Origin of the sequence: Marinobacter segnicrescens, assembly GCF_900111555.1 — a bacterium.
Taxonomy (GTDB): Bacteria; Pseudomonadota; Gammaproteobacteria; order Pseudomonadales; family Oleiphilaceae; genus Marinobacter; species Marinobacter segnicrescens.
This window is the reverse complement of the sequence record NZ_FOHZ01000025.1, coordinates 15504-41099: the sequence shown is the minus strand read 5'-3', so window position 1 is coordinate 41099 and position 25596 is coordinate 15504. Positions and strand designations below refer to the sequence as shown.

Annotated in this window: 29 protein-coding genes and 1 tRNA gene; 6 read left to right on the top strand and 24 right to left on the bottom strand. The window is 48.5% G+C overall.

Features of this window, described 5'->3' with window-relative positions; genetic code table 11:
* The 4 genes from BM036_RS16655 to BM036_RS16630 form a co-directional block, all read right to left on the bottom strand.
* Positions 1-671, bottom strand: a 671-nt coding sequence (locus tag BM036_RS16655; protein ID WP_091854439.1) for a cytochrome c biogenesis CcdA family protein, incomplete at its 3' end; no start/stop codon positions are given.
* 2 nt (positions 672-673) lie between these two features.
* Positions 674-1177, bottom strand: coding sequence for a DUF411 domain-containing protein (locus BM036_RS16650; protein ID WP_091854436.1), 504 nt, complete (start codon positions 1175-1177; stop codon positions 674-676).
* Positions 1178-1245: 68 nt separating this feature from the next.
* On the bottom strand, positions 1246-1521 hold the full coding sequence (locus BM036_RS16645) for a hypothetical protein (protein WP_091854434.1): 276 nt from the start codon (positions 1519-1521) through the stop codon (positions 1246-1248).
* Between the two features lie 1291 nt (positions 1522-2812).
* Positions 2813-2889 (bottom strand) — tRNA-Arg (locus tag BM036_RS16630).
* 124 nt (positions 2890-3013) lie between these two features.
* Here BM036_RS16630 and BM036_RS16625 point away from each other — a divergent pair.
* Complete coding sequence (locus tag BM036_RS16625) at positions 3014-3778, top strand: hypothetical protein (protein WP_091854428.1); 765 nt, start codon at positions 3014-3016, stop codon at positions 3776-3778.
* Here BM036_RS16625 and BM036_RS16620 read toward each other — a convergent pair.
* Complete coding sequence (locus tag BM036_RS16620) at positions 3761-4639, bottom strand: DNA-methyltransferase (RefSeq protein WP_091854427.1); 879 nt, start codon at positions 4637-4639, stop codon at positions 3761-3763. The two genes, BM036_RS16625 and BM036_RS16620, sit on opposite strands and share 18 nt — an antisense overlap.
* 51 nt (positions 4640-4690) lie before the next feature.
* On the bottom strand, positions 4691-5578 hold the full coding sequence (locus BM036_RS16615) for a hypothetical protein (RefSeq protein WP_091854425.1): 888 nt from the start codon (positions 5576-5578) through the stop codon (positions 4691-4693).
* Between the two features lie 661 nt (positions 5579-6239).
* Here BM036_RS16615 and BM036_RS16610 point away from each other — a divergent pair.
* The 5 genes from BM036_RS16610 to BM036_RS16590 all read left to right on the top strand — a co-directional run bounded on the left by BM036_RS16610 (position 6240) and on the right by BM036_RS16590 (position 10394).
* Positions 6240-6620 (top strand): hypothetical protein, encoded by a 381-nt coding sequence (locus tag BM036_RS16610; RefSeq protein ID WP_143066635.1) that lies wholly within the window; start codon positions 6240-6242, stop codon positions 6618-6620.
* An 18-nt stretch (positions 6621-6638) separates the two neighbouring features.
* Positions 6639-7913: a relaxase/mobilization nuclease domain-containing protein gene (locus BM036_RS16605; RefSeq protein WP_091854422.1), complete on the top strand. Its 1275-nt coding sequence runs from the start codon at positions 6639-6641 to the stop codon at positions 7911-7913.
* Positions 7914-8040: 127 nt separating this feature from the next.
* On the top strand, positions 8041-8847 hold the full coding sequence (locus BM036_RS16600) for a hypothetical protein (protein ID WP_091854420.1): 807 nt from the start codon (positions 8041-8043) through the stop codon (positions 8845-8847).
* A 281-nt stretch (positions 8848-9128) separates the two neighbouring features.
* Complete coding sequence (locus tag BM036_RS16595; protein ID WP_091854418.1) at positions 9129-9593, top strand: hypothetical protein; 465 nt, start codon at positions 9129-9131, stop codon at positions 9591-9593.
* Between the two features lie 33 nt (positions 9594-9626).
* On the top strand, positions 9627-10394 hold the full coding sequence (locus tag BM036_RS16590) for a hypothetical protein (protein WP_091854416.1): 768 nt from the start codon (positions 9627-9629) through the stop codon (positions 10392-10394).
* 53 nt (positions 10395-10447) lie between these two features.
* On the opposite strand, the gene lysC is transcribed toward BM036_RS16590, so the two are convergent.
* From lysC to BM036_RS16505, 18 genes are all read right to left on the bottom strand, one after another.
* Positions 10448-10711, bottom strand: a complete 264-nt coding sequence (gene lysC, locus BM036_RS20560) for an Rz1-like lysis system protein LysC (RefSeq protein ID WP_425434103.1) — start codon at positions 10709-10711, stop codon at positions 10448-10450.
* Positions 10641-11033 (bottom strand): hypothetical protein, encoded by a 393-nt coding sequence (locus tag BM036_RS16585; RefSeq protein WP_091854415.1) that lies wholly within the window; start codon positions 11031-11033, stop codon positions 10641-10643. The genes lysC and BM036_RS16585 overlap by 71 nt, the downstream gene beginning before the upstream one ends.
* Positions 11034-11297: 264 nt before the next feature.
* Positions 11298-13064, bottom strand: a complete 1767-nt coding sequence (locus BM036_RS16575; RefSeq protein WP_091854411.1) for a hypothetical protein — start codon at positions 13062-13064, stop codon at positions 11298-11300.
* On the bottom strand, positions 13057-13680 hold the full coding sequence (locus BM036_RS16570; RefSeq protein WP_091854409.1) for a hypothetical protein: 624 nt from the start codon (positions 13678-13680) through the stop codon (positions 13057-13059). Before BM036_RS16570 ends, BM036_RS16575 begins: the two co-directional genes overlap by 8 nt.
* Complete coding sequence (locus tag BM036_RS16565) at positions 13680-14345, bottom strand: hypothetical protein (RefSeq protein ID WP_091854407.1); 666 nt, start codon at positions 14343-14345, stop codon at positions 13680-13682. Before BM036_RS16565 ends, BM036_RS16570 begins: the two co-directional genes overlap by 1 nt.
* A complete protein-coding gene (locus tag BM036_RS16560; RefSeq protein WP_091854405.1) occupies positions 14345-14692 on the bottom strand; it encodes a hypothetical protein in 348 nt (115 codons plus the stop codon). The genes BM036_RS16565 and BM036_RS16560 overlap by 1 nt, the downstream gene beginning before the upstream one ends.
* Before the next feature lie 65 nt (positions 14693-14757).
* On the bottom strand, positions 14758-17880 hold the full coding sequence (locus tag BM036_RS16555; protein WP_091854404.1) for a phage tail tape measure protein: 3123 nt from the start codon (positions 17878-17880) through the stop codon (positions 14758-14760).
* 170 nt (positions 17881-18050) lie between these two features.
* Positions 18051-18515 (bottom strand): hypothetical protein, encoded by a 465-nt coding sequence (locus BM036_RS16550; protein WP_091854403.1) that lies wholly within the window; start codon positions 18513-18515, stop codon positions 18051-18053.
* An 11-nt stretch (positions 18516-18526) separates the two neighbouring features.
* Positions 18527-19492 carry a hypothetical protein gene (locus BM036_RS16545; RefSeq protein WP_091854402.1) on the bottom strand — a complete coding sequence of 322 codons (966 nt, stop codon included), beginning with the start codon at positions 19490-19492 and terminating at the stop codon, positions 18527-18529.
* 51 nt (positions 19493-19543) lie between these two features.
* Positions 19544-20032 (bottom strand): hypothetical protein, encoded by a 489-nt coding sequence (locus tag BM036_RS16540; RefSeq protein ID WP_091854401.1) that lies wholly within the window; start codon positions 20030-20032, stop codon positions 19544-19546.
* Positions 20029-20613, bottom strand: a complete 585-nt coding sequence (locus tag BM036_RS16535; protein WP_091854399.1) for a hypothetical protein — start codon at positions 20611-20613, stop codon at positions 20029-20031. Before BM036_RS16535 ends, BM036_RS16540 begins: the two co-directional genes overlap by 4 nt.
* Positions 20614-20819: 206 nt before the next feature.
* Positions 20820-21242 carry a M15 family metallopeptidase domain-containing protein gene (locus BM036_RS16530; protein ID WP_245742697.1) on the bottom strand — a complete coding sequence of 141 codons (423 nt, stop codon included), beginning with the start codon at positions 21240-21242 and terminating at the stop codon, positions 20820-20822.
* Positions 21235-21558 carry a hypothetical protein gene (locus BM036_RS16525; RefSeq protein ID WP_091854396.1) on the bottom strand — a complete coding sequence of 108 codons (324 nt, stop codon included), beginning with the start codon at positions 21556-21558 and terminating at the stop codon, positions 21235-21237. Before BM036_RS16525 ends, BM036_RS16530 begins: the two co-directional genes overlap by 8 nt.
* Positions 21559-21651: 93 nt before the next feature.
* Positions 21652-22245, bottom strand: a complete 594-nt coding sequence (locus BM036_RS16520; RefSeq protein ID WP_091854394.1) for a hypothetical protein — start codon at positions 22243-22245, stop codon at positions 21652-21654.
* 63 nt (positions 22246-22308) lie between these two features.
* Entirely contained in the window at positions 22309-22872 is a 564-nt protein-coding gene (locus BM036_RS16515) for a hypothetical protein (RefSeq protein WP_091854392.1), read from the bottom strand.
* 72 nt (positions 22873-22944) lie between these two features.
* On the bottom strand, positions 22945-23298 hold the full coding sequence (locus BM036_RS19965) for a hypothetical protein (RefSeq protein ID WP_143066634.1): 354 nt from the start codon (positions 23296-23298) through the stop codon (positions 22945-22947).
* 67 nt (positions 23299-23365) lie between these two features.
* Complete coding sequence (locus BM036_RS16510) at positions 23366-24475, bottom strand: phage major capsid protein (protein ID WP_091854390.1); 1110 nt, start codon at positions 24473-24475, stop codon at positions 23366-23368.
* Between the two features lie 35 nt (positions 24476-24510).
* A complete protein-coding gene (locus BM036_RS16505; protein WP_177186088.1) occupies positions 24511-25560 on the bottom strand; it encodes an HK97 family phage prohead protease in 1050 nt (349 codons plus the stop codon).
* Positions 25561-25596: the final 36 nt, after the last annotated feature.

Sequence of the window (25596 nt, the reverse complement as noted above, 5' to 3'; positions counted from 1 at the left end):
CGTGTCATCTGACCGGTAATCACCATCACGCCCATGATAACCAGCACCACACCCGCGAGCACCCGCAGGTGACGGCTCCAGCGGCTCAACCAGCGCACGCGCTTACGGAAATGCTCGATCGACAGGGCGGTGACCAGAAATGGCACAGCCAGCCCCAGTGAATAGACCGCCAGGTACAACATGCCGGCTTCGGCATTGGCGTGAGTAGAACTGAGCGCCAGTATGGCCCCCAGGATTGGTCCTATGCAGGGTGTCCAGCCGATGGCAAACGCCACACCCAGCAGGAAGGATGCCGTCGGGCGCCCCCCTTCCAGGGCCTGCCCAAGGCGCCAGTCCCGTTGCAGGGCCGGCATACTCCACCAGCCCATCATGAACAGTCCCATCAGCACAATGAGCACGCCGGCAACCAGGTTGGCCTGCTGCCGGTAGCCCATGAGCCACTGACCCACCAGACTCGCACTCGCGCCGAGGGCCACGAACACCAGACTGAAACCCAACACAAAGCAAAGGCTCAGCCAGAACGCCTTCAGGCGATTGACGCTGTCGTTGACCGCCCCGCCAGTTACCACAGACAGGTAACCAGGAACCAGGGGCAGCGTACACGGGGAAAAGAAGGACACCAGGCCGCCCATAAAGGCGGCCATGATGCCCCAGGTTGCCAGGTCTGGCATCATCAGTACTCGTAACGCTTGACACTTTCCGCGCGTCCGCCGGCGGCGAACGCCATCACGTCATAGTCATCCTGCCGCCCGGTTTCCATGCCCGGAACCCCGTGGGGCATACCGGGGACCGCAATACCGATGGTCCGCTCACCGAAGGGGCGGGACTGTGAGTCCACATACGCAACAATGTCAGTCGCCGGTACATGGCCCTCTATCACTGCACCGTCGATAATGGCGGTATGGCAGGAAGACAGCTCCCGGGGTACCTGATGCTCGATCTTGACCTGGTTGATGTTGTCAGTGTCCTTCACCGTTACCTCAAAGCCGTTTTCCTCAAGGTGCTCGATCCAGCCTGTGCAACACGAACAGCTGGCGCTCTTGTGAACGGTTATGACGCGCTCCACCTGAGCGGTGGCGGCCCGCTCACCGGTGGACTCGGCGGCCTGCAGTTTGAAACCGATCGCGGTGGTGCCAATAACAAGGGCCATCAGGCCCAGGGTAACTTGAGTTTTCATGGATATTTCCTTCGAAAAAAAGAGGGTAACGACCGGCACCCTTGGATAACAGGTGCCGGTGGTCTGGCTTACTGGGCGGTTGAACCATCATGGTGGTCGGAGTGGCCGGCTTGTTCGCCACCATCCATCATTTTCAGGCAGGCTTCATGCATCGCGGCATGCTCCTCGCTGGACATGGAAGACATCATCGTCATCATCCCTTCCATACCTTCCATCTTGCCCATATGGTCACCCATCATGCCCATGCCACCGTGTTCGGACTGGTGGGCATAAACGGCGACACTACCGATTGCAGCAGCGAATACCACGCCAGCGCCAACGATTCTGAGTTTCGTACTTTTCATTGGAATCTCCTCTCGGACGTGCGGTCATGAAGCCAGCGGCTGTTGAGGCACGCCTCTGGATAACTGAACAGTTCTGAATTACCCGGCAATGTCTGCCCGGTACCATCTCTGGGTAATGTTCAGGAAAGGAGATTTGGGGGAGGTGTGAGAACCTCAGGAATGGGGCTCTGGTAAGCCGTTCGCACCGCTGAGTGCGTGAACAGGTCGCTAACCTTGGGCAGTGTAGCCGGAAAACCGCCCACGACACCGTATACAAAAGTGAAAGAGCAATGAGGGGCGCTGAGAAGACAGTGAGATTGCTGCGGTTCGTTGCAGGCACCGGCGGCCTCGCCTGCAGACCCGGAAGTCTCGTGACCCAGATCTCCGCAATCGGTGATCTGAGTCATTGCCACGCCGCTATGACCGTTCGGCTCTGGCACAGCACCGACCGCGGGGCCGCCTGCCACCAGCAGGATGCTCAAAAATGCCGCGATTAGTTGCCGAACCCTCATGATGGTTTCCCGGTTGAGGCTGTTTCGATCTGGCGTCCAGTGGTTGGTTCGCTACCAGCCGGTCACAAGCCAAGCATAACCCACCTGGGCCTGAATACTTTGATACGAATCAAGCGCCAATATGCTTTTCGCCATAATCGGCCGTACCAGGTTGATCCACCAGTTACGGGAGGCGTGAAGTACCCGGCCAGTTGACCAGCCGTTTGTGTGGCGGAACCCACCTATACTTCTTGCTGATACAAATCTGGCTAGAAGGATATACCCATGACTGAACCGAATCGCGAACAGTTGCGAAGGTAGCACGAACCTGACGCGGTGCGTGATCGCCTGGGTAAACCAACCAAAGCATCAACGCTTCCGGATGCTGTGCTTGGTCGCATTGAAGGTACTGCGTTTTGATGGACAAGGCACAACCCAACTTCACTATCACTGCATACAGCTCCTACAATGGAACCGGCAACCTCCGGCAGGTGTATCACACCGCGTTGCCACTTTGTATCACAGTGAGCCTATGGAATATCGTTCAAGACGTTGAAAAGGCAGGGTTTTCAGTGAAAATGTGGTACCCCCGGCAGGACTCGAACCTGCTACCTTCCCCTTAGGAGGGGGCTGTCGTCAATTTTTAAGTTATTGATTTTATTATCAAATTTACTTGCTCAGTAGTGCAAAATAGCGCAAATCCGGGGGTATGGTGTCAACAAAAAAGTTTCTTTTTTCCGTAAAAATAGGCAGAAACTGATTTTATGTCAATGTATTTCGGAGAGGGAAAGGGACTCGAACCGGCTACCCAAAAAGGGTAATGGTGCCCTCGGCAGGACTCGAACCTGCTACCTGACGCTTAGGAGGCATCCGCTCTATCCAGATGAGCTACGAGGGCATTACTTGGAGCGGGGGATTGTACACAAATTTGTTGACGCCTTGAACCTAAAAACCCCACTGGTCCCTGTCAACAAATTAGTTTACTCTCGAATTTCTTGAGTCATTTACAAGGAGTTTGAGAAGTGCTCACAGATCAAGAGCTTGCAAAGCTAAACAATAAGATCAAGCAACTAACACCCACCCAGCAGACTGTCGTAGTAAATACGGTTAACGCATATCTCGATCAAGGGACTCTGTTTCGGCGGAATCCAAATTCGGATCTTATAAGCGATCAGGTGCTCATACAGATCGGAGACCGGTTGATCGCCCACCACGCGGCAAGTCGTCAGAATCTCTCCAAGGATCGCTTTGAGTACGCTTTTGAGTACGCCCTGAAGTCAGCTGGTATCAACGCTTATCTTGAGACTAACCCGACCAACAGGGGGCACGACATAACGATCAATGGCGTTCCTGTATCGCTCAAGACTCAGGCCGACAGGTCGATTAAGGAAGACTACATACACATCAGTAAGATGATGGAGCTTGGGGGAGGTGCTTGGGAGCTGCCGAGGCTTAGGGATCTCTTTATAGAGCACCTTCAGGGGTATCAGAGGATCTTTACTTTCCGTTGCCTATCCAAGGATCCGAAGCACCTGAAGTATGAGCTGGTCGAGATTCCGCACTCACTGATGATGGAGGCTCAGACCAACTGCCAGTTTGAAAGCATGGTCAACAGCACGCAAAACCCCCAGCCAGGATACGGTCGAGTCTTTGATGCTCACGGAAATCTGAAATACGAGCTGTATTTCGATGGAGGAGGTGAGCGCAAACTACAGATCAAAAAGCTCAGGAAGGATCTGTGTTTTGTTCACGCCACCTGGGAATTCGGATCAGCGCTGGCTCCGTAACCGCTCTCTAGCCAGTCCTGCATAGTCTTCGCTCAGCTCGATGCCTGTGCAGTAGCGATTCATTTCATTGCAGACCACGCCAGTCGTGCCGGATCCAAAGAATGGGTCTAGGACGCGTCCTCCCTCACGGGATCCGGCAGCGACACACACTCTCACAAGCTCTCTCGGATAGACCGCGAAGTGACTGCCGGGGTAAGGCTCGGTATTGATGTTCCAAACCGTCCTGCGGTTCTTTTTCGGCTTTTTTGGATCGACAGCAGGTTCTTTGATCGCTTCGTAGTCGTAGTAGTACCTCTCGCTTTTTGTGAGCAAAAAGATGTACTCATGCGAGCGAGTTGGGCGATCTTTTACTGACTCGGGCTGACAGTTGGGCTTGTTCCAAATGATATCCGTGCGAAGATACCAGCCATCCGCTTGCAGGGCGAAAGCGATTTTCCATGGCACACCGATGAGGTCTTTCGGCTTTAGCCCTTCGGGGGTGTCGGGACGGTAAGACATGGCGCGACCCTTGTTCTTTGAGTCTTTTTGACGCCATGTGCGACCGCCTGACGTATAGCTGTCGCCGATGTTAAGCCAGAGGGTGCCGTCGTCCTTGAGTGTCCTGCGAGCCTCTCTAAAGAGCTTTACCAAGTCATTGATGTAAGCGTCGACCGTTGACTCCGCTCCGATCTGCCCGTCGTATCCATAATCCCTGAGCCCCCAGTAAGGAGGGGAGGTGACGATGCAATCAAAATGCTGCTCGGGAAAATCCGCCAGAACCTTGCGGGCATCTCCGATGATCAGTTCGGATTTATCTTCCAGTCTTGGCTTTTCAAGCTTGATGCCGGACGACTCAAAAAGATCTGGGCTTTCCATCTGCATACTGTACCCCTGGACATTCGCGTAGCGGACCCCAAAAAGTCCTGTAGTTTATCAGTTCTTGAGCTTCGATACGTCGATACCGAGCTTCCGTGCTTCTTCTTCCAATTTCTGAATTTTTTTCTGCTCTTTGATCATGTGCTCAAGCGTCCGACGATACAGCTCAGCAGAGTGAGGGCCGTCAGGATCGATATCCTCCGCTCTTTTCGGAAGCTCGATCCCAGCCTGGATCATTTTAAGTTCAGCTTCTCTTTTCGAAATTAGAGTATTGACGTCTGTTAGAGCCTCTTCGATTTTTTCAGCCGTCTCAAACTGTCTCCAGATCCTCGACGACTGGTTGTTGTCCGGATCCCTGAGAGCGAGACGTAGCTGTCTGCGGTCTGTCTTAAGATCGTGCATCTCGTGCCAGATCCGATCCTCTTCGCTCATCTCGCTGTACGTGTCGATCAGCTCTGCTCGTGCTTTTTCGACAAGTCTTTCGTAGTGCCTGACCTTTTGGAGGCGACTCATGGGAGGACGACCTCGACCATCCTTTCGGACAAAGTCGCTTTCAGGAGCTTCTTTGGTCTCTTCTATCTGTCGCTCGATGCGTCGTATATACTTCTGCAAGGCGATAGCCCGACCACCTCTTTTCCGTCCCTTGTTTTCGTGCCCCTGGGCCTTTACAAAGTCTTTGATATCGTCTTCTTGCATGTGCTTAAGATGCTTTTGACGCTCATATCTGCGCAGGTCTTCGAGAGCGTCTTTGTACTCTTGCAAGGCTCTTTCTTTTTGCTTTTGAAGAGGGACAGGAGGCCTTCCGGTGTAGTCTCCTTCCGCTATGAGTATGTGTCTATCTTCCATATCCTGGGCATACTCATCAGAGCAGATCCACTGATAGTTTCGCCAAGCCTTTGAAGCTTTTGAAATTTTCTTTTCGTGCTCAGTGTATGCTTTCGGCATTTTTCGTATCACTTGTCGAGAGAGAACGTAATACCTATTATAGTTAGTCGTATCACTTCTGTCAAAAAATGCAATACTTTTGCAGTTGAAAGCATCACTTTCTAGAGCGATAAGTATCACATATCAAAAGACAAAGTGTCGCTATGTAGTCAGAAAAGTATCACATCTAAAATCTACAGCATCACTTTTCGAGTCAGTATGTGATGCGAAAATATCGTCCAAAATAGTTAGCATCTACATATATTAATGTAAAAACAACGTAATACCGACCTTTTTATTTTAAGAGCTAGCAGGAAATAACTTTTTATATTAGTTAGCTTTTACATATATTAAAGTGATCTGTTCTTGCTATCGTTTTTTTTATATTAGCGCATAGTGAAATTAGTTAGCATTTACATATAATAAAGTAAAATATCGCGGTATTACGTTATTATTTTTTTTGAATGTTGTTTAATCAATTGTTTTACTTATAAAAACTAAGAGTAAAGCCTGTAATTATCGAATGAGATTGTAACTACTTTGATATACTACTAAAAACAACAAAAAATAATAAGGCCAGCTATGTTTCAAGTAACTCAATTCCCTGTCGGTCATCGAGTTATTGAAACGCTGGATGCTCAAACCCTCCGGGTTCTGCGCTAATAACAACAACGAGGTGTCTATGAAAATCGAATCAGAAAATCAGTCAGTCGAAGTAATACCAAAAAAAGGAAGAGGTGGGCGTCCGAGAAAGGATCCATCTGAGAAGCGCCTTCCTGCTCTCATGCTCCGCTTGAACATCAAAGAGCAAAAGAAGCTCCAGCGTTTAATAAAGGAGTCCGGATGGCCAGGTGATCCGTCTAGCTTTGTGAGGGACTTGATTATGTCTGAAAAGCCCAGCTCTATCGATGTCAGTGCTCTGTCTGCGCTTGAGCACTATCTGACGATCCTGAATGCGTATCTCACTGAGCTTGAAGAAGACATGGACGAAGATTCAGAGCAATTCGCTGAGATTAAGTCAGTCATCAGCCAAGCAGCTCAAGCAATTTACAATAACAAGTAAATAAAGAGGATAAAGAAAATGATTCATAAAAAAATGGCTTACAGAAACTCAAGCGGAAACACCCTGCGATACGTCTTTCGAGGCGACGGACACGAACACGATGTCAAAGACTGCGTGCATCTCATACACACACAAGGCCTATCCCCAAACCCAATAAGACGGGACGAAAAGGGCAGGGTAGTCGAGATCGACACAGACCCGATGGAGCAAGAATTCGACTATCTAGCAGACAAAAACCAGCGCTCAGAAAACCGATTCGCTCACTACGTCATCAGCTTGCCGCACGGAGAAAAGCTGTCTCACGAACAATGGAAAAAAGCGGCAAAAAAGTACATGAGGGCCATGGGCTACGGTTTGGATACAAAATGGACAGCAGCTCTGCACGATGAGAAAGACCATCAGCACATCCATATCGTTGCTTGCAGAGTGCAAAACAACCCGCAAGCCATGGAGCGTAGCGAAGCAAGAAAGAACGGCGGAAAGGGCAATAAACCTCAGCCATACAGACTCGTAGACGACGCCAACGATCATGCCCGAGGCATGGAAGTGATGAGGGAGTTGGAGAACGAATTCGGCTTGTCAGTGACTCCGAGCCCAGACACAACCTGGGGCGCAGATCTAAGCAGGCAAGAATTTGAGGGAACGATCCGCAACTTCGGAAAGACCGGAGAAAGCCAAGCACCGTGGAAAACACGCATCATCGCAAGGCTAAGTAAGGCAGTAGAGAAGAGCCAAGGCAAAACCTTTTCGGAGTTCCTCGATAACGTCCGGGCTGTTGGTGTAGAGCCTCTCGTTACGCTCAATGACAAAGGCTTTCCGACCGGCATCAGCTACAGCATGGAAGGCAGGTCAGCAGCAGGAGCAAAGCTCAAAAGCACACGTCTGACCTTTTCAGCTTTGACCGGAATGAAGTACGACCGAGAAACGAACTTAATGAAACCAACAGGAAAAAAATCAGAAGGTATCAAATATGAGCAAGAGAGAGATATTTCAGCGTGCATCAAAACAACGCCTGGAGCAAGAAGCGATGGAAGCAGACCGGAAGCTGGAGGTCCACGCTCAACAGTTGAGAAAGCAGAAGGAAGAAGAATTGATAAGGAAAGTAGCACAACAAAAATAAATTCGAAAACGCAGGGAGCACCACTTTCAAAGTCAGCTGTGATGAGCATGAATAGTAAAAGCGGTATAGACGAGCTTTTAACTCTATCTAATGTGCTTACAGATCTAGCCATACATAAGTCGCACTCACGAAAAATGGCAAGGCTTCAGTGGGGCGAACACTACGACATCTAAATCAAAGAAAAATAAAGGAGCTGCTATATAGTGGCTCTTTTTTATCGCATGTAAATAAATATAAAAAGTTACTTGATATAAGTATATATATGTGATTAAATTAGTCACAAGGAAGTGGTATGTATGAATGAGTTTAGCAGAAGAAAGAATAGGCTTTGATTTTTCTATACTTGCAGATATAGATATAGACGCTTTAGCTCCCGAAGATGCTTTTATGTATCTAAAGATGATTGCTGAAAGCGGTATAGTCTTTGACTCTAAAAAAGCCAAAACAACAGGCGAACAACAGAAAAAGATCCTGGCTGAATACGCAGATTTAGACATATCAAACGCAAATCGAGAGACTAAGCTAAGATACGCAAAAGCAGTAAAAGAAGCACAAGATCTAGCAGACCAAGAAGAGCACCAGCGCCTAGCCTCAAACCCCTACTTACGCCACTACTTCCCAAAAATCCAGCGCATAGGCACTATCGACGGCCACCGAGTCGACTCTCTCCTTGAAGCAAGAGTAATGACAGATGGGCCTTTAGCAAAGCTCCAGCTCTACACCCAGCGACACCAAGTCCCGTATCGAAAAGACTGCACTTACACATCAGACGGTCTCATACATGGAACTAATATCGCTATCGAAATAAAAGGCATCCTGAGAGATCAAGAAGAGGCAAGAAAGTATAAAGAAGTTTGTCAGCAAAATAACATTGGAATACTTTTCATTTTCGCAAGACGTGGCATTGAGTGCAGCTTTGCAAGCCCGAGAAAAGATGGCAGCAGGTATACGCATGAAGAATGGGCAGAGCGGCAGATCAAAGCCGGACTTAACATCGCTTACACTTTCGAAGATGAGCAAGATGAATACTTCCGGTCTGATACCTTTAAAGCTTTTTACAATAAGAATCGAGTTCGAGAAATTTCTGAAGCCTCATCAGCTGCATAATGTAAAAATAGTGTAAATAAATGTAAATAATTGTTAAATATTTCTGAGAAGTTTGTTGTTTTTCATAATTAATATTTTGGCATTTGTCATTATTTATAAGGCAAACCCAGCATAGATATTGAGATTGTCGCCTTCCATTTTATATGTTTTAGCTTTTTAAATGTCAAAATAATCGCATCACATTTATTTTTGGTTGCATGCTTCCATTTTAATATATATGTGATATTATATTTCTAATGGATAAATAAATATCTATTAACAAAAACAAAGAGGATATTTTTATGAGCAAGTATAACGTTTTAGATGAGCTGAAAATCGAGTTTAAACCTGAGCCTCTCAATGGCAGAGCTTTAACAGTGGAAGAAGTGGATATCGCAAAGCTGGCAATTGACGACGTTCACTTTGTATCTATCGAGACACAGAGATTTAGCGAAGAAAAGTCGGTCATTGTACGTCTTGTCTCTACTTTCGCTCTCATCGTCGAAGGAGAAGAGACTCAGTGCAAAGTTCGATTTGCTGCATGTCGCACATCTGATGACGACCTATCGTCTTTCGAGCTTGAGTATGAAGACATCGACTCTGCCGAACTGCCTGGCTTTGACTACGAAGACCTGAGCGGGGAGGTGACTGATCACTTCATCAATTCTAGATACAAAGAGATTCTGCATCTGACCACCTTGGCACCATATTGGGAGACTTTATCTTTATGGCTCAAGTCAGAGCTGAGATATCGTCTGTCTTACTAATACCATACCAAATAATAAAAAGAGGACTTAAAAATGTACGCAAAATTAGACTCGAAAGCACAAGACGTCATCGTCTATCAGACTAAAGCCGTGCTGGTCGGTGAGATCGATGGCAAGAAAAGAGCTAAGCGAAAGATCTTCAGCAACGAGACGGTAGAAGTAACAAGGTGGTCTTTGGGCGATCAGCCCGACCATTATCAAGTCAGTATGATGGGCGAATCAGCTGAAGAGATGATGACCTGGGCTCGAAAGCAAGATGAGCAAATCAAAGAAGCTCTGACGAACAATCTCAAAAGAGGTCTAGCGGGTGGCGTGCCCGTCATCGTTGGTTCATCAGCTTATCAGCGCATCAAAGACAAAGACCTCGATGGCTTCATTTCAGATGCAAGGACTGGAGAGTTTTGTGGGATCATCGATGGAGCACGCTCTATAGCTAGTGTCATGTCCTTTGAAATTCCAGAGCCTCTGAAAGTACCGGAGGTAGCCGAGGAGCATGAAGAGGCAGAGGTAGCGGTCTTGCCGAGCCTCATCTCTGACCAGCTCACACAAGTCGCCACAGGCTTACTGAAAGCAATATCGCAAAGTGTAGACGAGGGGCAGATAGATCGTGAAGAGCTTTACAACATCTACGAAGCGGAAAGACAGATCTATTACACACTCACACGAGGCCTTGGAATTAAAGCCAATGAGTATGAGACTGCTCGACGCAAGAATGCTGACAGGCGCTTTGGAGAACTCAAAAAAGGAAGCTTTGGACTGGCTCTCAGACAAGCAGCTAACATGCTCAAACCTCAGGAGTAATCACAAAGATGGGACAGGGATAGTCCCGGCCTACGGCCTCGAAAAGACCAGTTTTATTGGTTGTCCTCGATCCATCGTATGACTGCGCTCTTGTCAGCATTGCTCTGCTTAAGGGCATTTTTGTACTCAATCAAAACCTTGCCCAGCCCCCGATATGTCAGCGGATTCGGTATCACTGGCTCAGGCGTCGGCTCAAGCAAAGACGTGGGCGGTGTCAGAACCTGAATTTCTGTTTTTGTCACATACTCAGTTGTCGCGCAAGATTGCAGCAAAATCGTCAGGCACACGAGTATCGAGGCATTGATCAGCTTTAACATCGTCTATCTCCTTTTTCAGTTGGGCAACCTGCTTGTCACCACTGGTCTTTTCAGCAGAGCGGACCTCTAAAAGTCTTTCCAAGCTCTCTCGCTCGCTCTGTAATTGCTTGATTGCTTTTTGATTTCCTTCGATCACCAAGCTCAAATTCTTATTGTTCAGGGATGCATTAGCTGCGACTGCTTTTGCGTGATCCAACTGCCACCACATGCCGACAAGAGCCGTGAGCAAGGTGAGAAAAATACCGATCAGGACACGGGGGCCGAGCAGTGTTGAAACAGCTTTACCGCCAAATCCTTTGATCATTCCAAATAGTGCTTTCATCTCTCATACCCTCCGGTAGTTTGCTGAGTCTTAATGTCGTCCCACGTCGAAAAGCCCAGGTATCCGATAACGATGGATCCGAGCAGGGTGACAACCGTCCCCAAGACACCAACGGATTGAGAAGCAGCTTCAGGCTTTAGAAAAGCCCCGACCCCAATTGCCAAAATTGCGAAAAAAGATATCCAGGCCATCCGCCTTCGAGCCCTCCATTTTAAATTTTGTCTTTGCTGATCCATGCTTTTCACCATTACATGTTATAGTAAGTTAGTTATAAATCGGGCGATAAAGCCGCCCCGTATACCGCATATAGATGTCGTAGTAACTTCCGGCCCAATATCTTGTGTATCTGCGAAATCCACCGCCTGGGGGATCATCAATGGCTACAACACAGTCAGCGTAATCGGACACATTTTCAAAAGTGTTAGTCGAACTATTAAGCATTCTAACGAAGCCATTCTCTGCTCCGAAAATCTTTCCTGACAGCTTTTTTATAAAACCGTCTTCAGATACCCGAGGTCTTTTCTTCGAGATTTTGCTCTGCGATTGATCGTATCTAAAAGACTTTGAGCCAACCCAGCCAGAGGGAACCGAGTTATATAGAATTCCAGTGTATCTATGATAATCCGTCAGTTCTTGATAGCTACGATAGCTGTATATATGAGCATCGCCCAGGTAGTGATTAATCGTGTCATTAAGCACTTGAAACCAATATGCATCGCTCGGAGCAACAGGATCGTAAAAAGAGTAATGATAACTTCCCCAAAAATCGGACTCATGAAGACGACTGTACCGATCATGCAAAACCGGAAAATCAATCGGCTTCCCAAGGCTTCTCACGTAGTAATTCAGCTCATCAACCCCAACCCCAGCTTGGCTGTAAAAGTATGTAGGGGTACAGCTCTGATGCGTCGATGTGATCAGTCGATGCTTGGTGTATGGTCTAGTGCGATGAAAGTATGGATCATAGACGTCATCAGTCCCGACAATCCGCCACGTCGAAAAGTCCCGCCGCCCGACGTCTATATCGCTTGCCGTAGTCCACGCCGGAGGAACCAGTCCACGAGCAGGGTCTTGATAGAAGCCTTGGCGAAGATACAAAGTAAAATTATCCACAAGCTCCCACCCGCTCGGTTGCGGCAGAGGCTCTGGCTTGTATGGCTCTTCTTCATAATCGAGCCCAGGATCAAGAGCGAAGCCGATAACCGTTGGCGTCCCAGAACCGAAATGAAAATCCACCACAACCCGATCCCCAACCTCAAACCGACCAAGAAAATCAGCCGACCCAAGGAAGTCACAATCACACGTATGCAACGACGAATTTTTTGGACTCAAAGAAACTGACCGAATCACTCGATCATAGATGTCGACTTCTGCGAGCAAGCCGTTAACGCCGATTGTGCGGATCACGCCGAACCAATATTTTGGGCGCTGAGTGAGGACTGCGGGCTGTGCGAGCTGGGCGTATAGATGACTCCAAGCGCTCATTTTTTTGCCTGGTACGATGACAGAGTCCTGTGCTGGATCGAAGCTTTGGCGGATGCTGTAGGCGGTCGTGTTGCCGTCTCTGGCGTGCTCTATTGCTGAAACTTCCGCACCCACTTGGATAGCATCAGACTTGTCGACGGCGATGCAATAAACTTCCTTTTCCGCTTCTATGGCTTGCAAGGCTTCGAGGTTTTGGCTGGCATTGAGTCTGCTTGCGTAGAGCTGCCTGAGTTCTTCTCGAAGGTTTCCGACTGCTTTTCCGTATGCCGTGACATTGCCTTGGGCGTCTATGTAGTCAGAGCGGTATTGGCTATCATCGCTGTCAAAGTCGTAGTCGATACCAAGTGCGTCAGCTTCCGCAACCGCTCGCTTTAGGTCTTCTTCAGCAAGCTCAAGCGCCGTCTTTTTGTCAGCGATAGACTCATCCAGAGACTCGATTTCAGAAGTCAAAGCGTCGATCTTTTCAGAGACGCCACGCAGGTCTTTCTGAATTTTTATGCGGTACTTTCCGGAGCCGAGATTCTGGAGCACGGTCGCTTTAGCCACACTGCACCTCCATTACGGACAAAGTGTCATCGACTATGAGCACTATCTCTCTGACTCGACGCTCAACGCCCCGAAAGAAAATTTGGTCACCTGGTTGGATATCGGTTGGTCGGATCCGCAAAAGGAGATTGCCGTCAGCCTGATTTGAGACGTACTGCACTTGCTGGATTTCTACAGTTTTCGGAGCACCCGGAACTTGATATTTTTGGTTCGCATTGATCTGCAAAGTGTTTTTGTCGCTGCTCTCGCTGAGATATGTCTGTGTCAGCTTTCCGCTAGCTATCTCTGACTCAGTAGCATCTTTCGAGAAGTACTCAACGCGCTGTGTGATCGACACCTGGTCGCCTTTATTCAGATCAGCGAGACCATCGAAAGCAGGAGCCACTGCGCTGACGAAGCTGGTGCCCTCCAGTCGTAAGCGGCTCTGAAAGCTCTTGATAGGTAGCTCTACCTGACCGTTCTGCGTCGTTACGTAAAGATGGTAGGTGACCCTTTTCTCTAGCTCTGTATCCAGCTTTATGACAGGCGCATAGGCGGAAAAGGGCATCACGAGGACACCCTGGGTCATTGGCGCTGACGCTGTAAAAGCTAGGTTCAAGGAGCCGTCGAAAGCCATTAGACCGGCTCCTCGACGTAGTAGCGCAGAGAAGCGACGGCACTGCTAACAGCCACGCCCTGGAGCGCTAAAACAGTCCTGCGAACATGAATTGCAACAGAAGCACCCGCCGCAATATTTGAATACACAAGCGAATCAGCAAGAGACACATACTCATCAAAAGCCGAACCGTCTGCACTCAGCTCATAGCTTTCTCCAGCTTGAGAAGCTTCTATATAAAAAGAGATAGAAGGTAGTTCAGATCCTGACTCATTTTTACAGTAAATAGTATGCGTTTCCTCGTCGCCCGAGGTCGCTTCCTGAGCAGTAATATCAGACAGGACGTTGTTTTTTACGTAGCTGAAACCACCGGTCATCGTTGCATTAGTTGACCCCAAACCAGCAAGGTCTGTGACTTCGAGGACTACGTACTTTTGGGCGCTGAACTGCATGACCCAGACGCCGTTTGAGGGCGGGGTGAAATTGGTGAAGTTCCCGAGGCCGTCGTCTATCTGAATGTCTTTTGTGCTTGTGTCTACAGAGATGGTCACGCCGGAAGAGGGCATACCGACACCATCGACTACGGACAAACCCGACACCTGGCTATCCAGACCAATCATCCAGTCCTGGCTTTTGATGCGCTGTGTCAGGGCTGAGTCGCTATAGAAAGAAATGAGGTTTTGCATCAGTACTGCTCCTGAACATCGACATAAAGAGTGACGAGATCAAAGGACTCAGACAGACGAGAGATGCTGACGTAGTAGAGAGCACCGTCGAGGCAGATGTAGCAGTAGCTGTATGTCGAAACTAAATACTTTAAGTAGTCCCGCTCCGCTTCGCTCGCTCGAAAGGCCAGTTGTATAGCTCTGTCCGCAGGTGAGAATCCTCGGTCTTCGATAGCGTATCCGCCGTCGAGAGTCTTAACCCTTGTCTTACGCCGAGACACATCACCCAAGCGGGATCTGCCAGCATCAACAGAGAGCAGGCGATCACCTAACGGGTCGAATTGTCTTGTGAAAATCGCTGCTCTCATATGTCTAAAATCTCCTAATTATATAACTATTATAACATTAAAATATAAATAAATGCTATATAAAGTCAGGAGCCGAGCAGGTAGTTGATTCCTTCTTCTGACGCCTCGACATGTGCGAGCTGGATCAGCTTTTCAAGCACCAAGCCCAATTCAGGGGCCAGCCCATCGGCATTGACCTGGATCTGTGCGTAGCCACTTTCGAAAGCCTCTGCGCGAGCGTTATTCATCCGAGTTATGCTGTTGGCCTGTTCTATCTGTGATTGTGCAATTTCTTTCGCAGTCTTTGCAGTCTCTTTCCTGATTTCCATTTCTGCATCAAGGATGTCGTTAAATTTGAGACGATCAAAGAAACCTGCACCGTCCATCCCTTCGACCACTTTCCCAATGACTTTTTCAGTTGAGCTAATGGTATTCATCGTCTGCTCAGCAGCACTCTCAAGCGTCTTTAGAGCAGTCTCCGCACGTGCGATATCAAGCTCAACAGCAGCCTTGTAGACTCCCGCAGACACTTCATCGAGTTTGATCTTAAAGTCTTCTACTGACTTTGTTGCGCGGTCTTGCTCATCAACGACTTTTCCGGTCTCATCGATAAGCGTGCCAGTCTTTTTGATAGCTGACTCAAGAGACCCACCAAATTCCTGCTGGTATTTCTGAGCCGCAAGCTCAAGCAGAGCGCCCATTCCCTCGATTGACCCATTCAGTTCACCTTGGGCGGCCAGCTCTTCTCTCGCCATTTCCAACGACGCCTGGTGCTGCTCAAAAAGAATATTCCGCTTGTCGATCTCAGAGTCCAAAAAGTCCAGACGGTCGCTGTCGTATCCATCTCGCTTTCCGAGCTGGTCAAACATATCGACAATCACATCACCGGTATCCGAAAACATTTCGCTCACTGAAGAAAGCTCAGTCTTCAGGAACTCCAGTTTCTGCTCCAACTGACGAGACTGAATATCGAAAGCCACCTCAACAAGACGCAGTTTGTCATCAAAAGCCAAGGCTTCCAGCTCAGTCCTTGCGACACCAAGAGAGTCGGCAGCAAGACCCGCAGCATCGCCCAATTTCTTCTGACCGTCCGCCAATTTGTCAGTTTTCTTTGATGCCTCTTCAGTCGCATCAGATGTCTTGCCAAGCTCTTCGCCTTGCTTTTTAGCTGCATCCGCAACCCCAGCACTGGACTCAACAAGCTCGCCATTTGCTTTCCTAACGCCGTCCAGGCTTTCCGCCCAGTCCCTGCTTATACCAGTGATATCTGTAACGGCCTTGGAATACTCTTCAGAGCTGATTTTTCCTGACTCATACTGCTCACGCAGCTCTCTAATTGCTTTGCCCTGGTCTTCAATCGCTTTAGCGGTGAGCTTCGCCTGTTTTTCGTGATCAGTCTCAAGACCTAGCGTTATCTGTACGCCTTCTCGGAATTTCTCATTTTCTTTGTACGCATACGCAAACCCAGCAGACACAGCTGTCAGAGCAATTCCCAAAGGCCCCATAGCTCTCGCAAGTGAGGAGACGGCAGTAGCGGCACCCCCGAGCATCGGCTTAATCTTGTCAAAAGCAGAGAGGCCAGTGACAGCCTTGGTCAACTGTGCTCCACCGATTAGTGTCAAACCAGTCCCGATGCCGCCGAGGACGTCAGTGACACCACCTAGGACACCCAGGGCGACTTGTGCTTGCTTAGCCATGCCGAGAATCTCACCGGCAAACTCTTTCGCCCCGGTGCCGCTTTTGTTGAAAGCATCTACAGAGTCGACAACAACGCCGACCATTTCGTCGATTTCTTTAAAGATTTCAGTCGATACACGAGTCAGAGACTCAAGCGAATCAACCACAAACTGAATGGCTTCTGATAGTGCTTCAGGGTCTGACACATCAATATCGAAGATGTCATCAATCGCCTGTCCTGCAACCCCAAACGCGTCGAGCAATCCGCTCAGGTCGACATTTGCAAAAGCTTCCGGCAAGTTCTCTGCCAGCGTATATATATCTCCCTCAAGCTCTTGCAAAGCCCCGCGCATCACTTCGAAAAGCTGATCTGCATTGTCTGAAGCAGCGGCTGTGCTGATTGACTCCAAAAGCTCTGTGGTAGCTCTTGTGACGCCCTGGGTCTCTTTGATGTATTCGCCACCGATATTGGCTGCGGTGTTATTAAATGCAGTTTGCAACTGTTTTAGAGCGAATTCTGTTGAGCTTGTTTTGACCTCGAATTCTTCCATCGCAGATCCGGAAGAGTTTAAAGCGTTTTCCAAAACCTCTGATTGTTTTGCACTGGTTCCGAGCAAGATGGAAAAGCGAGAGGCTTGTTCTGCACCGCCGAGGGTTGCTGCGATGTACTGCTTTTGTACGTCCGTCAGGCTTCCGGATTTTTCGATGATGTCCGAGAGGATGTCTGCTGCGTTTCTGCGCTGTCCGTTTACTTCGAGCTGTATCCCCAATTCATCACGTAGCACCTGCGCTTGTTCTTTGGTCGGCTTAATGAGGTTAGACATGACGGTCTTGAGGGCGTTTGCAGATTCAGAGCCCGACTGAGTAATCTCAATCATCGGTGTTAAAAGAGCGGTTATTTCCTCAAAAGACAGCCCCATCGTTTGAGCAAGAGGGGCGATGACGGCCATACCATTACCCAGCTCATCAACTGTTACCGCATACTTGTTAGACGTTGCGTTGAGTACGTCCATTAATCTGCCAGCTTGGTCAGCTTCAGCCCCAAAGCCTTTAAGGGATCGAATCAAAATCTGTGTGGATTGGTCAGCGGCAAGGTCAGCGGCATTAACACCAAGGAGCGATTGTTCGACAAGGTAGAGGGATTCTTCGATTGTGTAGCCGGTCTGGACGAAATCTGCGGCGGACTGAGTAACCATGTCTGAGCTGACGCCGAACTGGTTCGAAAGCTCGATCAGCTGGTCTTTGTAGTCCGCAGCGAATTGGCCTTCCGACAAGACCTTCTGCAAGTCGGTCATTGCTGACTCTAGCTTGATCGCCTGGTTGGTTGCATATGCCCCAGCGGTTATAGCAACAGCAGCGATGGCAGCGTCGAGCTTAAGAATTCCGTCAGTGACACCTGCTACCGGGTTGACGATAGACTCTGCGGAGCCTCGAAGGCCATCTAACTTGCCGGTTATTCCATTGATTGTGTTTCCGGTCTTGTCGACTGCCCCAAAAACTATTTCGACTGTTGATTTTGCTGGTGTTGCCATGTTCTTGTCCTGTTATTTTTTGCGCTCAGCTTCAATGCGTTGCTGTCTTTCTTCCAAAAAGATTCCCCATAGATGCCTTTCAACGTCCGTCAGCTTGCCCTCAGGGAATAGGTCAGGGCGGTGCTGATACAAAAAGCCGCCTTGCTCAGAGCAGAGAAAAAGATCAAACGCTATGTCTGAGCTGTTCCAGAGGTCTTGGGCTTTTTTTTTGCGATTACCCCGCCTTGATCGGTCAGCTCGAAAATCACTTCTGTCAGGTGCTCTAAAACATTTGGGAAAAACTGGGCGAGCTTGACTGCGAACTGCTGATCGATGACTGGCTCAACACATGCCAGCTTCAGTGCTTCAATTCGCACGCGAGTCCGCTCCGGCACTCCATCCACATCACCGAGTATTTCTTTGATCGCTTTTGATTTCTCGTGGTCAGATCCACTCAGAGCCGCGATGGCCGATTTGACGAGGTCGTCGCGTTGGTTGCACTCTCGAACTTTTGATACTTCCGCGTGTTCGAGTGCGCGAACTTTGAAAACTGCTTGTTCACCATCAGCAAAGAAGTCAGAGAGGGCCGTCACCGGCACCTCCCTTGTCCTGGGCTCGATCTGTGCTTTAGAAAAGGCTTTAAGATCAAAGCTCATACATCACTCCCTTAGCCGACAACCGAAACGCCACGGCTTTCTGGGGAGATAGTGAAGTCACCTTGCACACGTCCACCGGCAGGGTAGGAACGGGACATACCCAACTTGCCCTGCTCAACGATGTAGTTGTTCTTGTAGCGGTCTGGGAAGAACTTGAAGAAAAGCTCTTCTGACTCAAGCTGTGCAAGCGGATCAGCGATACCGTCTTCTAAGTAAGCAGTAAAGGAAGCCGCGTTCAGTGAGGTAGAGGTAGAAGCGATAGCACCGCCGTACACTTCAGTAGAACTCAAGCTGTGGCTGTTTTCACTTGGCTGGAAGTCAGAAGCCAAATCGACGTCAGCGAAGATCGGCTCTGCGTAAGATGCATAGACAGCCTTTGAAACACCGCCAGTGTGGATCGGAGCCAGAGCAGCTGCGAAAGATACCTCACCCGCCTGTGAATTCACTTTGAAGACCGGAGAAAGGCTCATCTCTTTGTGAAGCCCAGGCACCTGGTAAATCTCAGAAGAAGCCACCTCGGCAACAGCCTGAGCACTCAAGCGAACCTGACCAACTTCAATAGCATCTACCGGAATCAGGGCAGGGCCACCAGCTTCACCACGGGTCTCACTGAATGTAGTGCCTTCTGCGCCGTTGATAGCCTCATAAGCGCCTGATGCATTGATAACAATACTGGCGATCACGTGGGTATCTACAGCTGCGCGAGTCAGTGCGACAGAGTCTTGAGCGACAGTGACTTTCTGACCTTGCAAGTTGGCTGTGGCGTTGCCGACGACTACGGAATCATTGACGCCAGTGTCTACAGAGATCTGAGCGCCGGTCAGGACGCCGTTTGGCAGAACTACTGGGGCAAACCCAGAGCGCTTGGAGAACATCTCTGCATCGCTCTCAAAGACTTTGCGGTCGCCCGAGTCAGTAAGTTGGGTCATTGGTACAGACTGTTGACCAGCCTCGTATTGTAAAAGTTGATTACTCATAATTATATTTCCTTTTTCAACGTTGAAGTTAATTAAATGCTATCGGAATAGCTATGCAATAACGCTCAGTGTGTGTGGATCGATCCGATACCGAACGTTGATGCTCATGACAGCGCCACAGAAGGGGGATTGTCCCTCGCCTATGGCAGGCTGAATACTTTCTAAGACCAAGCGGTCTACTAATCCACCTAAATTCTCGCTTGGTCTGTCTTCAATTCTTGGAGCCTCAGGGGCTCTCCATAATGCTTGATATGCGTCGTTTGCTAATAGGGCGCTCTTGTCTGTCAGTGGATCGCTGCGCCCGCTGTTATCGTAAAATTCAATCATCAGCGACAGCTCTCTCAGGTGCTTACCCGGCAATACTTCTGACAGGCTGTCCGACTGGGGCCAGTAGTTGATACAGGGCATCTCGCCAGTCGTGAAGGGCGTCAGTCGTGCTCTTTCCAGCTTTCTCAGATCAACAGAAAAACCGTTGGCTTTTGAAATATTCTTAAGCCTCTCGTGGATCTCATTTAGTATCTGCGTTTGCGCTGGGATCATAAACTCTTTGCCAAATTCTCGTTAATTGTGCTGAGCAAAGTGGGTATCTCTTTTTCCGCAGTGCTCTTAAATTCCAGCCTTGGTTTGATTGTTACGGACTTAACCAACCAAAACATCGGCTTATTATTTAATAATATCATATATCTGGCTTTATTACTATTAATTGGTAAAATAAAAGCGCCCGCGTTGAAAGCCTCTCGCGCATTCATTCGCATGACTCCTGAAGCCGTCTTATTGTCGCTTGCAGGTATATTGAGATATGGGCCACCTGGCAGGTTTCGGTAAGCTTTTTTGGCATTTATGACACCGCCCGTTTCGTGGATCCGAGCATATGGGCTATTCGTCCAGACCCGCCCACCGATGTCGTCCAGAGTGGACCCATAAACACGAGAATTGAAAGATCGGGAAAGCTCGCCGGTTCGAGAGTAGAGGGGGCCAGTCTTAGTTCGCTGAGACATCTTTCCCTGTATCTTGAACATGGAGACACGAATGGCATCTTTTGCAGCTTGAGCAGCATTAGGCCCAGCGTCTCGCAGTCGCTGCATCACATCTTTAAGCCCAATAACCTTCACATCTGCCATTACATCACCTGGATCTTTTCAGACCTCTTCAAGTCGTCTTTTTACACATCTATTTACGGGGGCACTTTTTTCCAAACAATTATTTTCTTTATATATATGAAATTAATTTCGACCAAAAAAGTGCCCCCGCTACTCTCCCAAGGGCTACAGACCATTTTAAGGACTTTTTGGGGTCTCGCCCTGCGGGCTTAAAATAACCAGCCTTATTATGGTCGGTATAGCTCAAAATGGGGCAAATCATCGAAGCTGTTGTCCACCACTTCTGTATCCATATCCCAATCGCCACCCCAGCGCACCAGGTGCTCAATCTCACCGCAGGCATACAGATACTCAGCAACACCAATCACAACCCCGGCAAACAAACTGAAACGCTCACGGTCTCTCCAGTCGATAGGCCACGGCGCAGCATCGACAGCCATGCTCGGGTAGGAGTTGTGCTTGCCGTTTGGGAATTTGACCTTTGACTTCCCCTCGGCGAAAAAGCGATCCTGAGCCTCTTGACCCCGATGTCCCTCAATAATCGAATGATCAAAAAAACTGATAACAAAACCAAAAATACGCTGTAAATCGGGATGACAGGTAGATAATTTTGAGGAGGATTTGTCAGAGTAGCTCGGCATATCAACCACCCGAACTTCCGAGAACTAGCTTCCCTATGAAGCCTAATGCGCTTAAAATCCCCGAAATAACGATAGTTCCTGTTATCTTTTCATAAATCCGCTGACGCCGTTCTTCGCGCTTTTTTACTACTTCAATATAACTGACCAAGTCATCGATATGCGGCAAAAGATTATCGAGAGCTTCGTGGTGTTTGCAGTGCTTTTGATCCCAATCCTCGCCCATCTCGGCATTTTTCTGAGCTTGTATCGCTCTGGTGACTGCTGCCGCGATGTCGTCTGCTGTTAGCGTCCGTGCTTTCTCTAACTCGTCGTAATCCCTTGCCATAGTGAAGCCTATATAACTAAATGTTCTATTTGTTGTTATATTATAACATAATTAGATATAAAAAATAAATAGATGTAAAACTAATTAAGGCAATTAATAGGCAAGCTTCATGAAGTGCTTATGCGGAACCACAACCATCGGCATTGCCTTATCCTTTGAAAGATCAGAGAAGCGGTAGAAGCGTTGCTCAATCTCCCGACCTTTGATTTTGTAATCCACGACGGCCATTTTTTCGGTTGCGTTGATTGCATCTCCGACAATAATGTTTCTTTCGAGTATGTATCTGATAACAGACAACAAAGCCTCAGAAACTTCAGAACCTCGAACCTCCTGAAACTGCTTCTCGATTTCCTTTGTCAGTCTTTCTCTTGACTCAGAAACGTTCTCGGGGCAGATGTCGATACCGTAGATGGTTGTCAAAATTCGGACGATGAAAAACTCATATGTCTTTAGAGGACCTGCGCTGTATTTCTCATTAATCCTGGCTAGCTTCCTTCTGAGTATTTCGATCAGGAAATTGCCATTACCGCAGGCGGGCTCCAGGTATTTGTATTTGATGATTGTGTCGGGGGTTTTGAGGGGTATCAGGTCGAGCATTGCATTAACTTCACGCTCGTTTGTGTAGACTTCAGCGAGATCTTTTACTCTGTCTTTGGATTTGATTTGATTGTTTTTAGATTTTGCCATTTAATAATATTACCTTATATGTATTATTCCATAATAAGAGAATACAAATAAAAGGTAAAGTAATTAAACGCCCAAAATCCCAAAATTCTTGTGCTTGTCCAGCAAATTCCGAACCTCTCTCAAAAGCCCAAGCTCTGGCGTTTGTACCGAACCTCCATCATTTGATACCGAAGTTGCGCCTATATGCGGCAAACGGTTGTATTCGTACAAAACTTGCAAAAGTGCCGCTCGCTCTATATCAGCTGGGATCTCATCAAAACCGCCCTGGTATTTGACCTCAAAAAACACGTCATTAAATGTTCCACGTGGAACAATAGATGGTAAGGTAATGCCCGCTCGGGAAATACGAATTTGGTCTAGATCTATGGGCGAGACGTCGACAGTGACAGACTTGATCTTTTTGACGGGCAGGGCACGTAGTGGGATCTCGTTGCTATCGATCCAGCCGGACTCTGTGTAGCTGTCTTGCTCGATGTAGCGTCCTATATAGCTCTCGATGCTGGCCTTGACTGAGTCGAGCAGGACTGCGAGTTGTGGGAAGTCGTCAAGCGTGGCCTCGCCACCGGAAGACACAGGGCCTTCGAGGTCTATGAGGTCTCTGATTTTCTCAAAACGCACTAACGCCATAACGACTCCGAAAATTAATTAAATGCCCAGCTGGGGACAAAAGAGGAGAAAAACCCCAGCCAGGACTTTGACTTAAACTGCGACCATTCTGTGAGGGCCGACGATTGCAGAAGCTCCGTATATGGAGGTGCCTGCGTTGGTAACAGTTACACGGTAAAACGAATGCTGAACACCGTTGATGTTGATCTCATTGAGACCGGCAACCGCAGCAACAGCTCGGTCAGCATCTTCAGTCCAGGTCACTCCGTCGTCGCTATACTCAACAGCAACATCGACAGAGGTGCCTAGAGTTCCGACATTCACGAGGAAAGTGACGCCCCGTTGGTTGTGTGTATTGATTGCTTCTGAGCTGACTACAGCGTCAGTTTGTGAGCCGATGGCAATTGCCTCAGCCACATCAAAATTAACTTTAAATCCGCCTCTCATGGCTTTGCCTCCAAAAGAAAGATGACTTGAAAGGGGCCAGGAACTCCCAGCCCCTCAGTGTTTAGCCTTAGGCCTTGATCTTCACAGGCACGAAAGCTTCGGTCATGGTCACACCAGCTGCGTGACGGGCCTTAAGAAGGAAACCAACAGTGCTGGAAGTGTCGTACTCACCACCGGTCAGACGCTTAACGGTCATGTCGGAGCGGTCGTAAACTTCGAACTGACGCAGATCACCAACAACAATCGGGAACTTGCCAGAAGCGATGTCGTCCATGTCTTCAGCAGTAACGATCTCGATGCCGTTGAAGTAGCTCACGCCACCTTCTTTGGTCAGCAGCTTATTACCGTTGCCGTCACGAACTTTTGACAGAGTCGCTTCGGTGTTGCTGTTACACATGATCTTTGCGTTTCTGCGGTACTTCTTCTTCAGCTTGTAGAGAGCCTTATTGATCAGGTCTTCAACAGCCTGGTCATCAGCACCCAAAGAGCCAGAAGCCAGAGAAGTAACGGCATTGGCCTTGGTGTCAGCAGACACGATACCCAAAGGCTCACCAATTCCAGTCCCAACGATAAAGGCTCGGCCTTCTTCCTCGGACAGAGACTCAGAGAACAGCTCTTCCAGCTTGGCTTCGAGATCGTACTGAGAGTCAGACAGTGAGTTTTCAGGAATGACAACCAAAGACTTACAGTCGTGCACTTCCAATCGAGTGAAACCGGAGGCCAGCTCTTCAGGAGTCGGAGCAACTGTCCCGTAGCTAGACTTCGGACGGCTCAGGGTTGGCACCAATACAGAGCTGTTGCCAGTGCGGTTAACCGAGGCATACTTCCGGATCTCGTTCATCTGAGCGGCGTTGGTCTTAATGCGTGCAGCCAGTTGCTCAGGCATAAAAACAGCGCCGTCTGCGTCAGTGCTTCCGTCCAGAGTTCTCAGCTCTTCAACGATCCCTTTCCGTGCGTAACTTTCGAACAGCTCAGAGCGCTTTTGAACCTCAGCGTCAACAACTTCACCGCCGACAGTCGGACGGTTAGCAGCAGCAGAGATAGTGTCGATCTGTCCACGCAGTTCGTCGATTTGAGCAGTCAGGGTTTCAACCTTCTCACCAGCTTCTTGATTAGCGCGTACTTCGGTTTGAAGCTCTTTAAGCTGCTCAAGCATTGCTTTCAGTTCTTCGTTCATGATATTCACCTTATGAGATTAAATGCTAAAGTAAATTAGCGAGTTTTGAATTGATTAAGGGTGTTGCGCAGCTCGGCCATGATCGCTTCATCGAACTCAGGCTCGTCTTTCTGAGACTCAGGAGCCGGTTTTACAAAAGCGTCGAGTACCTTGCTTCGCAGTTCTACAGATAGTCCCGAAATTTGTTCGATCAGGTCTTCTGCGGTTTGGGCTTTTAGAGCGTCATGCGCTCCACGAACTTGATCTGGAAGTGCTTGAGCAGCGGCTTCATCGATCATTTTTCCACGCCTTAAGTCTTCGACCTGGGCACGTGTCAGAGTGGAGTCAGCAGCGAAATCCAAAGCTGATCGACCTTCCATCACTTTCTCGAAAGCAGTGGCAAGCTCGTTAGCTTCAGGATTACCGCGCAACTCCGGCTCGGATTCTATTAACTGATCAAGCCATACCATGTAAGCGTTGTGAGCATCGCCCCAGGCTTGATCCATATTTCTCATTAATTCATCGGTGGACTCAGAGTCCCACCAGATATCCCATACTGTTTCGTCAAAAGCGGAAAGGATCCGACGACCACCTGTCCTCAAATCGTTCTCATCAATTGTCTTTTTAAAGTCAGTAGCCCTGACGCTGTTGGGATCTATATCTGCTTCCGGACCAGAGGCAAAGTTGACTGGTGAAATTTCCATAAGCTGTACTTCCGTAATTTGTCTGACGCCATTTTTGAAGCCAGCGTCTTTGATAATTTTGAAACCAAACGACATCATATTGAGTTCGCCGATCTTCATGAGTTCGAAAGCATCGCGTGCCCTTTCAATTCCCAGAGCTAGCTGAGCGCGGAAGTAAAGGCCTTTGTCGTCTTCTCTAAGCTCAAGGATTTTGCCAATCGGCATATCTTCGAACTTGTGGTTCCAAAGCAATTTGATCTTGCCTGCACGCTCGGATATGGTCTTCTTAAAAGCCCCACGCTGAAATGCCGTGTTGTGTGAGTCAGTGGTATTCCATGTGACTACATAGCCGCTAAAGATGCCTTCGCCGTCGCTCTCTGCGCGTGTTTCTATAAAGCCCGTGTATCTTTTATCTGGCGACATTCTCATATCCTTTATTCGTTTGAGTCTTAAACATCT

What these genes read in the sequence shown, in the direction of transcription:
- BM036_RS16555 (WP_091854404.1), bottom strand. Translation starts at nt 17,880, where the DNA reads ATGGCAACACCAGCAAAATCAACAGTCGAAATAGTTTTTGGGGCAGTC.
- BM036_RS16505 (WP_177186088.1), bottom strand. Translation starts at nt 25,560, where the DNA reads ATGTCGCCAGATAAAAGATACACGGGCTTTATAGAAACACGCGCAGAG.
- BM036_RS16585 (WP_091854415.1), bottom strand. Translation starts at nt 11,033, where the DNA reads ATGAAAGCACTATTTGGAATGATCAAAGGATTTGGCGGTAAAGCTGTT.
- BM036_RS16610 (WP_143066635.1), top strand. Translation starts at nt 6,240, where the DNA reads ATGAAAATCGAATCAGAAAATCAGTCAGTCGAAGTAATACCAAAAAAA.
- BM036_RS16545 (WP_091854402.1), bottom strand. Translation starts at nt 19,492, where the DNA reads ATGAGTAATCAACTTTTACAATACGAGGCTGGTCAACAGTCTGTACCA.
- BM036_RS16645 (WP_091854434.1), bottom strand. Translation starts at nt 1,521, where the DNA reads ATGAAAAGTACGAAACTCAGAATCGTTGGCGCTGGCGTGGTATTCGCT.
- BM036_RS16510 (WP_091854390.1), bottom strand. Translation starts at nt 24,475, where the DNA reads ATGAACGAAGAACTGAAAGCAATGCTTGAGCAGCTTAAAGAGCTTCAA.
- BM036_RS19965 (WP_143066634.1), bottom strand. Translation starts at nt 23,298, where the DNA reads ATGAGAGGCGGATTTAAAGTTAATTTTGATGTGGCTGAGGCAATTGCC.
- BM036_RS16565 (WP_091854407.1), bottom strand. Translation starts at nt 14,345, where the DNA reads ATGCAAAACCTCATTTCTTTCTATAGCGACTCAGCCCTGACACAGCGC.
- BM036_RS16595 (WP_091854418.1), top strand. Translation starts at nt 9,129, where the DNA reads ATGAGCAAGTATAACGTTTTAGATGAGCTGAAAATCGAGTTTAAACCT.
- BM036_RS16560 (WP_091854405.1), bottom strand. Translation starts at nt 14,692, where the DNA reads ATGAGAGCAGCGATTTTCACAAGACAATTCGACCCGTTAGGTGATCGC.
- BM036_RS16520 (WP_091854394.1), bottom strand. Translation starts at nt 22,245, where the DNA reads ATGGCAAAATCTAAAAACAATCAAATCAAATCCAAAGACAGAGTAAAA.
- BM036_RS16550 (WP_091854403.1), bottom strand. Translation starts at nt 18,515, where the DNA reads ATGAGCTTTGATCTTAAAGCCTTTTCTAAAGCACAGATCGAGCCCAGG.
- BM036_RS16525 (WP_091854396.1), bottom strand. Translation starts at nt 21,558, where the DNA reads ATGGCAAGGGATTACGACGAGTTAGAGAAAGCACGGACGCTAACAGCA.
- BM036_RS16540 (WP_091854401.1), bottom strand. Translation starts at nt 20,032, where the DNA reads ATGATCCCAGCGCAAACGCAGATACTAAATGAGATCCACGAGAGGCTT.
- BM036_RS16535 (WP_091854399.1), bottom strand. Translation starts at nt 20,613, where the DNA reads ATGGCAGATGTGAAGGTTATTGGGCTTAAAGATGTGATGCAGCGACTG.
- BM036_RS16605 (WP_091854422.1), top strand. Translation starts at nt 6,639, where the DNA reads ATGATTCATAAAAAAATGGCTTACAGAAACTCAAGCGGAAACACCCTG.
- lysC (WP_425434103.1), bottom strand. Translation starts at nt 10,711, where the DNA reads ATGTTAAAGCTGATCAATGCCTCGATACTCGTGTGCCTGACGATTTTG.
- BM036_RS16590 (WP_091854416.1), top strand. Translation starts at nt 9,627, where the DNA reads ATGTACGCAAAATTAGACTCGAAAGCACAAGACGTCATCGTCTATCAG.
- BM036_RS16570 (WP_091854409.1), bottom strand. Translation starts at nt 13,680, where the DNA reads ATGGCTTTCGACGGCTCCTTGAACCTAGCTTTTACAGCGTCAGCGCCA.
- BM036_RS16600 (WP_091854420.1), top strand. Translation starts at nt 8,041, where the DNA reads ATGAGTTTAGCAGAAGAAAGAATAGGCTTTGATTTTTCTATACTTGCA.
- BM036_RS16620 (WP_091854427.1), bottom strand. Translation starts at nt 4,639, where the DNA reads ATGCAGATGGAAAGCCCAGATCTTTTTGAGTCGTCCGGCATCAAGCTT.
- BM036_RS16615 (WP_091854425.1), bottom strand. Translation starts at nt 5,578, where the DNA reads ATGCCGAAAGCATACACTGAGCACGAAAAGAAAATTTCAAAAGCTTCA.
- BM036_RS16515 (WP_091854392.1), bottom strand. Translation starts at nt 22,872, where the DNA reads ATGGCGTTAGTGCGTTTTGAGAAAATCAGAGACCTCATAGACCTCGAA.
- BM036_RS16650 (WP_091854436.1), bottom strand. Translation starts at nt 1,177, where the DNA reads ATGAAAACTCAAGTTACCCTGGGCCTGATGGCCCTTGTTATTGGCACC.